At 39.9% G+C, this 12,279-nt stretch carries 15 protein-coding genes and 1 pseudogene; 6 read left to right on the forward strand and 10 right to left on the reverse strand.

Annotated elements, in window-relative coordinates; all coding sequences use genetic code 11:
- Positions 1-454: 454 nt before the first annotated feature.
- The 5 genes from dnaB to RAH45_RS07080 all read right to left on the reverse strand — a co-directional run bounded on the left by dnaB (position 455) and on the right by RAH45_RS07080 (position 4,457).
- Positions 455-1,849: a replicative DNA helicase gene (gene dnaB, locus RAH45_RS07060; RefSeq protein WP_306495069.1), complete on the reverse strand. Its 1,395-nt coding sequence runs from the start codon at positions 1,847-1,849 to the stop codon at positions 455-457.
- Positions 1,846-2,496, reverse strand: a complete 651-nt coding sequence (locus RAH45_RS07065; protein WP_306495070.1) for a hypothetical protein — start codon at positions 2,494-2,496, stop codon at positions 1,846-1,848. Before RAH45_RS07065 ends, dnaB begins: the two co-directional genes overlap by 4 nt.
- Entirely contained in the window at positions 2,390-3,421 is a 1,032-nt protein-coding gene (locus RAH45_RS07070; RefSeq protein WP_306495071.1) for a phage replication initiator YdaU family protein, read from the reverse strand. Before RAH45_RS07070 ends, RAH45_RS07065 begins: the two co-directional genes overlap by 107 nt.
- A 98-nt stretch (positions 3,422-3,519) precedes the next feature.
- Positions 3,520-4,194, reverse strand: a complete 675-nt coding sequence (locus RAH45_RS07075) for a phage antirepressor KilAC domain-containing protein (protein WP_306495072.1) — start codon at positions 4,192-4,194, stop codon at positions 3,520-3,522.
- 74 nt (positions 4,195-4,268) lie between these two features.
- Positions 4,269-4,457 carry a hypothetical protein gene (locus RAH45_RS07080; RefSeq protein WP_306495073.1) on the reverse strand — a complete coding sequence of 63 codons (189 nt, stop codon included), beginning with the start codon at positions 4,455-4,457 and terminating at the stop codon, positions 4,269-4,271.
- 166 nt (positions 4,458-4,623) lie between these two features.
- Here RAH45_RS07080 and RAH45_RS07085 point away from each other — a divergent pair, with 166 nt between their 5' ends.
- The 3 genes from RAH45_RS07085 (at position 4,624) to RAH45_RS07095 (ending at position 6,731) form a co-directional block, all read left to right on the forward strand.
- Positions 4,624-5,322: a LexA family transcriptional regulator gene (locus RAH45_RS07085; RefSeq protein WP_306495074.1), complete on the forward strand. Its 699-nt coding sequence runs from the start codon at positions 4,624-4,626 to the stop codon at positions 5,320-5,322.
- A gap of 850 nt (positions 5,323-6,172) precedes the next feature.
- On the forward strand, positions 6,173-6,337 hold the full coding sequence (locus tag RAH45_RS07090) for a hypothetical protein (RefSeq protein WP_306495075.1): 165 nt from the start codon (positions 6,173-6,175) through the stop codon (positions 6,335-6,337).
- Positions 6,327-6,731 (forward strand): hypothetical protein, encoded by a 405-nt coding sequence (locus RAH45_RS07095; RefSeq protein WP_306495076.1) that lies wholly within the window; start codon positions 6,327-6,329, stop codon positions 6,729-6,731. Before RAH45_RS07090 ends, RAH45_RS07095 begins: the two co-directional genes overlap by 11 nt.
- A 108-nt stretch (positions 6,732-6,839) precedes the next feature.
- Here the strand turns inward: RAH45_RS07095 and RAH45_RS07100 are convergent, their stop codons facing one another.
- Positions 6,840-6,974: a hypothetical protein gene (locus RAH45_RS07100; RefSeq protein WP_306495077.1), complete on the reverse strand. Its 135-nt coding sequence runs from the start codon at positions 6,972-6,974 to the stop codon at positions 6,840-6,842.
- Between the two features lie 71 nt (positions 6,975-7,045).
- Between RAH45_RS07100 and RAH45_RS07105 the strand changes: the two genes are divergently transcribed.
- Positions 7,046-7,243, forward strand: coding sequence for a hypothetical protein (locus RAH45_RS07105; protein ID WP_218690461.1), 198 nt, complete (start codon positions 7,046-7,048; stop codon positions 7,241-7,243).
- Between the two features lie 195 nt (positions 7,244-7,438).
- Here RAH45_RS07105 and RAH45_RS07110 read toward each other — a convergent pair.
- A pseudogene (locus tag RAH45_RS07110) lies at positions 7,439-8,664 on the reverse strand (IS3 family transposase).
- A gap of 123 nt (positions 8,665-8,787) precedes the next feature.
- Here RAH45_RS07110 and RAH45_RS07115 point away from each other — a divergent pair.
- The gene (locus RAH45_RS07115) at positions 8,788-9,138 is read left to right on the forward strand and encodes an IS630 transposase-related protein (RefSeq protein WP_306495078.1); all 351 of its coding nucleotides are present in this window, start codon (positions 8,788-8,790) and stop codon (positions 9,136-9,138) included.
- The gene (locus RAH45_RS07120) at positions 9,113-9,535 is read left to right on the forward strand and encodes an IS630 family transposase (protein WP_306495926.1); all 423 of its coding nucleotides are present in this window, start codon (positions 9,113-9,115) and stop codon (positions 9,533-9,535) included. Before RAH45_RS07115 ends, RAH45_RS07120 begins: the two co-directional genes overlap by 26 nt.
- 846 nt (positions 9,536-10,381) lie before the next feature.
- On the opposite strand, the gene RAH45_RS07125 is transcribed toward RAH45_RS07120, so the two are convergent.
- From RAH45_RS07125 to RAH45_RS07135, 3 genes are all read right to left on the reverse strand, one after another.
- Positions 10,382-11,263 carry an IS982 family transposase gene (locus RAH45_RS07125; protein ID WP_306495079.1) on the reverse strand — a complete coding sequence of 294 codons (882 nt, stop codon included), beginning with the start codon at positions 11,261-11,263 and terminating at the stop codon, positions 10,382-10,384.
- A 102-nt stretch (positions 11,264-11,365) separates the two neighbouring features.
- Positions 11,366-11,758: a hypothetical protein gene (locus RAH45_RS07130; RefSeq protein WP_102076308.1), complete on the reverse strand. Its 393-nt coding sequence runs from the start codon at positions 11,756-11,758 to the stop codon at positions 11,366-11,368.
- A 225-nt stretch (positions 11,759-11,983) separates the two neighbouring features.
- Positions 11,984-12,151: a hypothetical protein gene (locus RAH45_RS07135; RefSeq protein ID WP_180952491.1), complete on the reverse strand. Its 168-nt coding sequence runs from the start codon at positions 12,149-12,151 to the stop codon at positions 11,984-11,986.
- Between the last annotated feature and the right edge of the window lie 128 nt (positions 12,152-12,279).

Genomic DNA, 12,279 nt, shown 5'->3' on the forward strand with positions numbered 1-12,279 from the left:
TCATAAGCCTATTTTTATGTTAAATCAAACTTTATTATCGATCTATTTTTACTAGCCGAGCCCGATAGGGTCATGATAATATCAAGTTTTAGAGTTTTAATATTTACTATTTAGGTATCACTGCCAACCAGTCAAAAAAATGATGTAACAGGGGCGATTACCCATTTTTTCGTTGTTCACTCTCAATATATTTCAATTCTTGCTCAACGATATCATGCGCCAATTTTAGCATTAACCTGACCACTTTATCGGCAACCTTGCGCTTATTTGGATCATTCCAATCAAGGCTGGCTTACTCAGGATATTCCATCGGTGTGACATGATAGCGGGCAACTTCATGGATAGAATTTTGGCTAATGTAGGTTTTCTTGATTATCTTGGCTACCGGTGGGTATCTAGTGGTTTTATCAGGCTGTAAGTGATGTTTTTTGCGATGAATCTCTATTGCTGGTTGCTATGCGTGAAATGGGTGTCCGTCGTCGTATTGCGGCATGAAGTTGGTAAACTTCGATTTAGCGCCATCGAATCCAAGTCTGACTGTGCCAATCTCACCGTGGCGGTTCTTACCAATAATGATTTCTGCTACTCCTTTGTGCTCACTGTTTTCGTTATAGACTTCATCACGATAGACAAAAATGATGATATCCGCGTCTTGCTCAATCGAACCTGATGATCGTAAATCTGAGTTGATTGGTCGTTTATTTGGGCGCTTCTCTAAATCGCGGTTAAGCTGTGACAATAAAATGATAGGGCAATTCATTTCTTTAGCCAGCGCTTTAAGATTGCCTGTGACTTCTGCAATAGAGTTGGTCAAGTTGTTAGCGTCAAGCCCGCCCATGATTTGTAAGTAGTCGATAACAACAACGCCAATCTCCTTACCTTCGGCTTGAAGTTGTACCAACCTAGATCGCATTTGTTGATAAGTAATCATCGGCTGATCATCAATGTAGAGCGGGTAATCTTCACCAAGTTCTACAATCTTCTGTTGAATACCAACCCATTCGTCTTCTGTGATAAGCCCTTCTTTGATATTCTTATTATTAACGCCTACGCCTGCCTCAGCTGACAAAAACTTAATCATCATTTCATCAGTGGGCATTTCTAGTGAGAATATGACGCCTGTTTTCTCACTAATAACCTTGCCGTCTTTATCTAGTACGCGATTATTATCAACTATTCTTGCCAGCTTATTCATTGCAAGCGTTGTCTTACCCATAGCGGGTCTTGCCGCCAGTACGACTAAGTGACCGTTTTGAATCTGCGCTTTTTGATCTAAGTCTAAAAAACCAGTTTTATGAAACTTAGGTTTGATACCTTTCATTAGATTTTCTTGATTGGTCAAAAACCCCTCAATCAAACTACTAATTGACCTTGGCTTCTTAGTGGCATCATTGCTATTTTTTGATACTTCAATCAGCTCTGAGACGATATTGCTGATTTTCACATCAACATCATTACCGTCGTCGTTGATGGCAGAATGAGCGCCAAATAGCACTGAGCGAATACGGCGTTGCTGTGATAGCTCTTTGATACGTGTGGCATAGTGCATTAAGTGAAAGTTACCGATGAAAGCTGAGCTTAACACCAGCGCTAGATATGAATCCCCGCCAGCACTGTGAAGCAACTTGGTGCGTTCAAGCTGGTCATGAACGGTCACTAGGTCAACAGGTTCGCCCGCCTCAGACAATAACTTAATCGCTCTGAATATAAGACGGCTTTTCTCTGCAGCAAAATCATCCTCATTCACAATCTCACATATCTTTGCGTAAGTATTTTCATCGCTCATTAGCGTTGCTAGTACGGCATTCTCATAATCTAAGTTATACAGTTGTACTTGTAAGTTGTTCATAGCGATTTCCTAATGTTGTCAATTAAATCTAACTTTGCTTGTATTTGCTCTTTTGAGCGCTGTTTGGGTGCTTCTAGTACATTTGTATCATTCTGCTTGCTTTGTTCAATCTGGGCTATGCTCTGATTGAATTTGGCGCTATCCTGAGCGTGTTCTGTGCATACAGTCTTGTAAACTTCATTCCAAATTTTAAGAGTGTTATATTCAGGCTCACTCGCTAGCTTCTTTATCCCAATTCTTTTTGCTGTTTCGTGTGCGGCTGGGTGTAAATACTTTCTGTTAGCTGCTGCGACGTAAGCAATGTAACTATCGGGGTATTCACTGCTTACTTGCCTGCCTAGCGCTACAAAGTCAGCTGGGGTTGTTGGCTGCCATGTTAGGTGTCTGACCTTTCTGACTACTTCACTGAACTCCTTTGGTGTTATCTGTAACTCTGTTAGTGTCTCAGCCCAAACCATCATTCGGTCTTCGCCCCACTCTTCCTGTTTGAACTTAGTACCAAAATTAATCTTGAAGTAACCAAACAATTCAATGACCGCATTAATTAACGTCTCGGATGGCTGTGGCGGCTGGTATATTTCGTCTGAGGCTGTCCATGTAACTCTGTGCGTCTGAGGTAGGCTGGCTAGCTGATTGTTGTTGTCCATTGTTATATCCTTGCTGGTTGTTGGTGACTGTTGGTAAGTTGGTAGGTTTTGGCTCATATACGTCTTGCCAGCTGTTAATGATTGAGGCTTGTATCGCTTGGTTGATATCTAAGCCTTGCTCATGCCATTTCGTTAACTTGTTGACTAGCATTTTGCAAGCTCTCTCAGATAATGGTTTTTTCTTATCTGCCCTCATTTCTACAAATCCGATCCAGTCCTCTTGTTCAATGAAAAAAGGAATTGGATAATCAATGGCGTTGTATGTCTCTTTTTTGACCGCTGGCTTTTTAGTCTGAGATTTAACTGCGGGTTTTTTGTTTTCAACATCACTCTCTATCTTTTCTTTATTCTTTTCTTTAAGCTTTTCTTTATTACTTCCCAAAATATGGGATTCACTTGGTCGTATTTTGGGATTCACTTGGTCATATTCTGGGAAACACTTGGTCATATTTTGGGAATCACAATTATCAATATCATCGTTTTTATCGTCATGATTCCCATATTTTGGGAAACACAAATCATCTTTATCGGTCATACCCTCAAATTCTGATTCGATATTTTGTTTAATTTCTTGATACATATCGTCCATCTTTTTAAGATTAACTAAATAAAAAGAGACTGCTTTTGACCGCTTTTTAATGAAAATAAGCTCTAATTCCTCAAGACCTTTGATTGCGCTTGTAACCGTGTTTTTACTCATATTACAAAGCTTTTGGAAGTAAGTGCCTGACATAGCTTTTGGTCTTCCGTCATAGCCCTCTGTGGCACGATAAATCCTGATAAATATACTAAATTCGTTAGGCTTCAGTACTTCTTGTAGGTAAAACAGTCTGTTATCCATTGAAGTAAACCCGTACTCAAATTTTCGTTTATATGTAGGCTTGCCAGCGTCATTTTGCTGATTTGACCCATCTTTTGTTTTCATGTTATAATTACCTTAATATGTTGTAGCTTGTATTTAGTGAAGCCCGTTTAGATTGCCGTCTGAACGGGCTTGTTTTTTGTCTGCTATGCAACGCCTTCTCACTGCAACTTCTCAATGACCCAAGCTTCGCCTAATGTCGTAAACAACGACTGTGTTTTACCCTGTTCAGTCTGTTTAAGCACGCCATAACCCTTGTTCACGAATGCCTGCTTAAAGACTCTTGAGCGCTTCACTGAGCAGTTATAGACGCCAAGCTCTTCTAATACCCTATTAAGCGCTATCGCTGACATACCTAGCTTTAAACCGACTTGGGTAGCATTCAATAAGCCCTTGCATTCTACAACCGCGTTATAGTGATCGACTTTTGGCTTGGCTTGCTCAATCTGTAAAGCTTGATTAGCAGCAAGCTGTAACGCTTCACCAAGCGTTTGAGGTATTTGAAACACTGGCTGTGCCTGTTGTTTTTCTAGTTCTTGCCATCGGTCAACTAATGCCGCCGTAAATTCAGGCGATAGCTGAGCTACTACAATAATGCTGTCACGTTTACCTTGTTCATCTGAGAACATATAAGCTGTGGTATGTTGAGTTCTACCAGATAAGTCTCTGAAAGACGCTTCCCCCAATGGGGGTAACGTGATGACCGCCCTTCTCTTTTCGTTGTCAATAGATAGTCGCTCAATGCTTTGCTTAACCTTGTCGTGACGACTAGCTAGCATTTCAGATATCTGTAAACTGCTTATTGTTAGACTTGATTTTTGAGTTAAGATATTCATGTGATATAATCCTTATTGTTGTGTTTAGAAGTGAAGCCTTGGTGATTACAGTCATCAAGGCTTTTTATTGCCTGCTATTTAGCGACTTCCAATTTCTTTAAGTCACTTAATTTCGCTGGCATGAATAGATGTGGATATTTAACTTTGGCAAATGCGGATATGCCGCGAGTTGTCCAGTTGTAGACAGTGTTGTATTCATAGCCAAGCGCTTTTGATACAACATTGACGCCGCCCAACTTCTCGATAATTAACTTGTCATTCATAATATTGTCAATTTTCTCTGTGTGTATCGCTGAAATATACCTGATGTGTATTTGTTTCGCAATAGGTATTTCTAAGTATTATTTACATGGCGTGTGCTTTGTGGTATAGATGTAATATAATAACTAAACACCATTAATGTAGATGACTATTAATAAGGGGTAGGATATGCACGCCAGCATGGAGAGATTGCACAAGGTATCAGGCAACAAGCGTAAGATTGACATTGCTAATGATTTGAAGGTAAGTGCTTCAACAGTAACCAACTGGGGCAGTAGGGGCGTATCTAAAGAAGGAGCGCTTGATGCTGGCTTGTTGTATGGCGTTGATGCTAATTATATTTTGACTGGCTATAAGAACCAAGTCGAGATACTTACTGGTATGAGTAGTGATGACCATAAAAAAAGTCATATCTTGAAGCACAAGAATGATATGCCTGTTGTTGAAATGATATCTGTTGATGGCTATAGCAGATTATTTTTAGAGTGGTTTGACGGCAAGGGATTCTCTGAGGATGTCGATGTTGAGAAATTAGGATGGATAAAGCGGCTCGATGGGTTCTCAGCCAATTCTTTTGCATTAGTTGTTGTGGGTCATAGCATGATGCCTGAGTTTAAAGCAGGTGATTATGCTTGTGTAGAACCTCACACCGATGTTGATGGTATAAGTATAAGTGACGGGGATTTTGTAGTTGCTCAGCATAAAGGTGCTAAGTACGCTGTTATAAAGAAAGTTGTTTTGGGCAACTCTAAAGATGATTTTTATCTGACTCAATTAAATAAAGATATACCTAGTGATGGCGCAATCTCTATAAATGACTACACGCTGATTGGCATTATTAGAAATAAAATAACTAGCTATTGGTAGAAACTCACGCCGTACAAATTAGAAAAACTATATAACCCGCTATTGAGCGGGTTTTTTGCCGTCTATAAAGACACGTCACGCGATTTATTTTATATATCCTATTGACTATCAAACCACACTGCGTGTATTATCAAATTATACAAAGAAATAACGCCTTAACAACCGCCTGATTTCAGGCAATAAAAAAAACCCCAACAGACTCGAATCAGATAGGGGCTTTCACAACTAAGGATAAGATTATGGCACATTCCAACCAAGAAAATTAAGTTACGTTCAGCGACAACGCACAGGTAATCTACCCATACAAGTTTTACTCGACAGATGGCACTTGTCACAGATATTTCAATGCGACAGCTCATAACGTAATAGCGAGTTGCTTGTTTTAGATGATGAAAACTTTGCGCGGGTAGCTAGAAATAGCAGCAATTTTGGCGGCAACTCAAGCCTTAACAAGCCAAACTTAATCATTCACTTTGAGCATAAGCTATTTGGCCCAGGCATTAACTTTAGCCTTATTAGTGATAAGCAGCTAACAAGAAGATAGGTTGTTGAAGCTATAGATAATGAGTACAACAGACAGGCTCAGAACCTAACCAAAGTAAGCTATAAGAGTATTAATTAAAGCTTAATGATTGAGGTGGCGTAATCATGAGCCTAATCACAGCGGTCAAAATATCATTGGTAATATCATTCAGGCTACCAAAGACCATATTAATAGCTTGTCACTAGAAGCTGCCAAATCTCAAAAGAACTTGATTACCTAAGGGCTGAGCTAATCCGTATTGATGGCGCTGAGCACATTAATACCCTGATTGACTTTCTAAAGCCGGCCCACCCGCTATACAAGCAAATGAAGATCGATATTTGGACGGCTGCCAAAAGTGTAGATGGTATTGAGTTTGACAATCAGCTTAAGTGCTTTGTTGACACGCCTGATGTTGTTGAGCCTGATGCTGATACTGTTGATGCCAGTGAAGTAGTAGAAGCAGAAAGTGAGGTGACAGATGAAGGTTGATAAAATTAACCCAATCTGGCTTGATATCTACCAGTCATTTCTAAGTAGCAAAATGACTGAGGCTGAGTTATACGGGTGCTTTTACGGCTTGTATAATCGCAGTCAGATAGACTTTGCCAATCAAGCTTGGAAATCGCATTTATACATGCAAGCCGATAATAAAGATTTAGTCAAAATTGATGGCTTTACCTTCAACTCAAGCAATATGAAAAACAGTGAAAGAAGTTTGATTAATATTGGTATGCGATCAGAGCGGGCTTTAAATCATAACCACCCTATCCTTGATGATGCCGAAATGATTGGAATTGTTGATGTAGATACACCTTATGTGGTCTACGGTTATGAGCTTACCGATGATTTAGTTATGGAACGTTGCTTTACCTCATGGCGCTGACGTGCTGAGCTAGCTATGACTAATAAGCGAAACTTTACCTATCAAATTTTTGAAAGTGGAAGTCTAGAAGGTTTTGATAGTCACATCAATATTCTTAATTACCACGCTTTAGACATGCACGCATGCGCCAACATGAAAGATGATGTTATTAATTTTGTTGATGATATCAATCACTTGATAAATAAATGGCGACTTGAAGGCAATGATTGCCTGCCATTTTAGACAATAATCAATATTGGTCATAGGTAGATTTGCAACCCGCCTATGACCAATCCATTTTCTTTACTGACTACCTATAGAATAAGGACGCTGCCATGACTGGTAAATATTACACCACCGCTGATATCAAAAACCTCTTTGGCTGGGCTTCAACTACCACCGTACAGACAAAACGTGATAGCGGCTTCTTGCCAGCGCCCGATCTAAAGGGTAGACCTAACAAGTGGTTGAAACCCAAAATCGATGATATACTTAACGCACCGAACAACCCCAAACAGAATGACGTTAAATAGCGTCATTTTTGTTTATTACAGTAGTCTATACAGTAGTTCTATAATAAATATTTGTAAACGTCTTATGCAGCAAGGCTTACCATCCTGAGTTCGAGTCCCTGTGGGCGCACCAATCATTGTATTTAGACATAACCTCGCATTACCTAAAGTGACCCCTGCCGTCAAATCCGTACAGTTAAACTTGGGAGATTTTAATTACGCAGCCTGACGATAATAATCAAACCACACCTGTCTTGGCGATTTATAGCCCAAGCCCTTTTGAATCCTCGTCTGGTTGTAGTACAGCTCGATATATCTAATGATATCGTTGATGGCTGTAAATCTGGTTTTATAATCTTTATGATATATCAGCTCATTCTTCAATGTACCCCAGAAGCTTTCTATCGGCGCATTGTCATAACAGTTGCCTTTAGCGCTCATTGAGCCTGTAAATTGATGCTGCTTAATGATCTTGTGGTAGGCATGGCTGCAATACTGGCTGCCTCTGTCAGAGTGGACTATTAGCCCTTTGGGAGGTCGTTTGTTCTTGATTGCCATAGTGAGTGCACGGCAAACTAAATCAGCAGTCATGCGTTTATTAATGGCGTAACCGACAAGCTCTTTAGTGTATAAGTCTTTAATGCCTGCTAAATACAGCCAGCCCTCGTTTGTCCAGATGTAGGTGATGTCACTGACCCAAGCTTGATTCGGTCTTTGCATATCAAACTGCTGATTTAATACGTTGTCATAGACCAGCTTATTGTGATTAGAGTCAGTGGTGACTTTAAAGCGCTTGTGGCGACGGCATTTGATGCCATGCTCCTCTTTAATGCTTCTAACCATGTAAGGGCTGATATCATGTCCTTGCCCGTTTAGGTGCGCCTGTAGACGCTCAAAGCCGTAGCGTTCCTTGGTTTCACTGTGCGCAGCTTTAACCAGTAACTCGCACTGATTACGATGTATTTGCTGCTCGCTTAAGTCACGACTTAGCCAATCGTAGTAGCTTGAGGGCTTAACGCTCAATACACGGCACATAGTAGTGACGCTAAATATCTGCTGATTGTCTTTAATAAAGGCGTACTTTACGGGCTGTTTTTCGCGAAGTACGCCGTCGCCTCATTCGAGCATAGCTCTCATCTTGCGTCGGGGCGAAGCAGTGCTTCGCTTTATCCCTCCTCATTTAAGATCTCGCGCTCCTCTTCAGCCACTTTGAGCTGACGCTTGAGCTGCTTTATTTCTTGAAGAGCACTCATAAGATCAGGATCGTATTGTTCAGTGCCCACAAGCTTGCCCTGATTGGCTTTATTCTGCCAGTTAGATAAGGTTTGCATGGCGATCCCGAGCTGCTTTGCAGTAGCTGAAATATTGCCATTATTATCCGCTATCTTCTTGACAGCTTCTGCTTTAAATTCTGTGCTGTAAGTTCTAACTTTCTTGGACATGGTAAACTCCTCGTTGAGTCGTTAGTTTACCAAGTTTACTTGTACGGTTTCTTCAGCATATAGTCAATTCCACTTAAAAGTGTTATAAACTAATTATTAAATCCAATTGTTATCATAAAGATTATGACTTACTCACTAGATTTTCGTATGCAAGTTCTTAAAAGTATAGATGACGGTATGGCCTTTGCCGAGGCGGCTGAGTTTTATAATCTCAGTCCAACCACGATACAGAACTGGAAGAGACGTATTCATAGCAAAACAACCAGGCAAACCAAACCCTATAAAATACCAGATGACGTGCTACTCAATGATGTCAAAGAACATCCTGATGATTATCAGTACGAGCGAGCACGTCGTTTAAACTGTAGTAAAACAGGCATTCATCATGCCCTAAAGCGCCTAGGCATCAGTCAAAAAAAAGACTTTAGAACATCCAAAAGCCTGTCCGATCAAAAGAGCGGCGTATCAGAATAAGCTTGAGCACTTTAAGCAGCAAGGCTACCCCATTGTATATATGGACGAAAGCGGCTTTGAGGCTGAAACCATTCGCTCTCATGGTTATGCACCGATTGGTAAGCCTTGTATCGATAGCTACAACTGGCAAGGTAAAAAGCGAACCAACGTTATTGGTGCTCTGTATGAAAAGATGCTGTTTGCGCTTGATTACTTTGAGACAAACATCAACAGCAGCATATTCTACAACTGGTGCAAACAAACCCTAATCCCAAGTCTTAAAACCAAATGCGTGATTGTGATGGATAACGCTCGATTTCATAAGAGCAAGCGTATTCAAAAGCTACTGAACAGACATGGTCATCGTATTCTATGGTTGCCGCCGTACAGCCCTGATCTGAATCCTGAGCGAGGATAAAGCAAAGCACTGCTTTGCCCGAGCGCAAGACGAGAGCTGTGCTCGAGTGGGAGAAAAAATGGGCTCAGGTGAAGTTTCTACGCCAAGGCTGGATGGAAAACGACTTATCCAAATTGTTTTATGATGTTTGTCCCAACCATAACAATTTTATTTTGAGCTGACTATATATAACTATCAACCAACTAAAATACATCGAATCCGTGTGTTACCACCATTAGTTTCTTCTATAGTTGAATAGGTTAATTCTATATTATGCTTCTGTAAAACACTCTTATTGAATGAAGGTTTACCTTTCAAAATAATGTAATATCCAAAATTTTCACTATCTCCATTTTGAGCAAAACTAGAAATCCTGAGTACTCTAACACCGAATTTATTGAAGTCAGTATCCATATTCTTAGATATTTCATTTTTCGTTTTCTTAAATGTGCTATTTATTGATTTTACATTTTTTACTTTATATTTATTGCCAATGATAAACTGACTGTTTTTTTCTCTATTGATGGATTTTCCAAAAGATTCGTATAAAAGCTTATTAGTTCTCCACTTGAGGTGTTAAAAGAACAGCTCAACGTAGATTTGCTTATTAAGTATTGAACATCAATCACTTTGCTTGAGTTCAATTGTTTATCGTGTATTTCTGCCTGTGTGCTGGCAGATGTGGTTAGCAGTAGAAGTACAATCCAGCTGCTAACCGTTTTCTTTACACTATCGAGTCGAGGTAGAGTCATGGAAGTTTAGTCCTTGATCAATTAAAGATTGGGTATCAACTATAGGTGCTGATTGCTGAGACTGTGAACCCCAAGCTTTTTTAGGATAGTAATAAATATACGTACTACCCCACTCTCAACTTGAAATAAGCAATTCAAACTGAAGAGGCGGATTACCAAGTTTTTTGTTGAGTACAAAACACAGATTGTGTGAAAGAATCTTACGAATCAATCGATGAGACAAATGCCATAAATCTCTTGCTCGTACCCTTTGTATATTAAATCGTTCTGATAGCTGACCAATGACTGTTTCAACGATACGGCGGACTTTCATCAGCCGTCTTACCACAGGTTTGGGTCTATCCTCTTTCATGTTAGCTCTGAGTGGCGTTTGTAAATCCACGCCTTGAGCGTCGTAGTACGATGTCAGACTAGGGCTGATATACCCTTTATCAGCGCCAAGTAGCCCATGAATATGAGTGGTGATTTCTGGGGCAACCGCTCTTTCATCAACATTGGCAGGAGCAAAGGTAAAGCCTTTAATCATGCCCGATAAGTTAACAAGCAAATGTCCCTCAAAGCCATAGTATCTCTCTTGCTTAGCCGCACAGTAGCTAAAAGCCGCTAAGTCTTGATAGTTTTTATGCCGATAAGCGCGTCCATAATGACAGACGGGTATCGGAAAACCATCCATAAAATGGATGTTGTCACGGCCCTCAAGTTCACTGACTTTATCTTGTATCTGCTGTTTGACTTGCCACAGATTGGCGCAGTGCTTTGCGAAGTTAGGGTATAAGCCGATGGCTGGAAACCAGTCTTGCCAATGCTGGGTAAAGTATTGCCAAATCTGTTTGTCTTGATCAAGGTTTAAAAATTCACCGACCATCTCCATGCAAATGATCTCAGGATCACTCAACTTTGGTGCGTAACCTGCACTTCGCAAGGGTTTGGTGACGACTATTTTGTAATATTGCTCTACCATTAAATAGATATTGATGATAAATTCGTCTATGGGCATCTCACAACTCCATTGTATTCTTGGTCGAAAACAATAGATTAGTGAGGTGCTCTTCTTTTTTCAATCACTTTCGAAGTTGAGAGTGGGGTATATTACTATCTATCAGTAAGAATATTCGCTTGCATCTAGCTGGCTTTCAAGATTTTGTATTGAACTGTCCACATCATTAAGTTGAGACTTCAATTGGCTAGCCTCACTATCTAAGTCAGACGCTAAATCGTCAAGTTCTGATTGTGATTGAATAAAGCTGAATTGATAATACATTCCACTAATATTGTCAGCTGTCTGATGAGCATTGTACATTTCACTTTGAAGATTTTCGATTTCAGCTTTGCTATTTTCTATAATCAACTTATATTCTTCGATAGCAGCGTAAGCATCATCTAATGCAATCTCGTTTGATTCTTCGGCTGATTTCAGACTGCTTGAATAAGACCAAACAAAAAATAAAACTAAAACCCCAATTATACCAATGCTAACTTTTTTATAGTTCACTTCGTTCTCTCAAATACAAACAAAAGTAAATTATAACAACATATTATCGGGTGTAGCTATATAACTTATAAAAAACCGCCCAAACCATTCAAGGAAGGAAAACTGATTAATTTAACATAATGAAGACGGCAGGATTTGAACCTGTGACGTTAGAATTATGAGTCCTGTCCTCTGACCACTACACCCCCAGTGTATTGCGCTACCATCTGCGCTATGGGCCCGTAATTAATTACAAAACTCAATCTTATCTACAAAACCTTGAGCACCTTCCACGCCTCTATTTGCTCGGTCCTTAAGAAACTGCAGCCAATAATCTTTGTCGCACGACTCGGTTACCTCTTGATAATAATCATAGGCCTCTTGGTTGGTTAGATCGCACATATCAGCTTCCATGCTAAATCGTAGACATAAAAAAGCCCGATATGGAAAATCACATATCGGGTACAAAAACGTAGGCAATAAAAAAACGAAAGAACCGGAGAGTTATCTTTCGTTCAAGACATTCATATTTAAATCAATTT

The sequence above is a fragment of the Psychrobacter sp. van23A genome (assembly GCF_030845275.1).
Lineage (GTDB): Bacteria > Pseudomonadota > Gammaproteobacteria > Pseudomonadales > Moraxellaceae > Psychrobacter > Psychrobacter faecalis.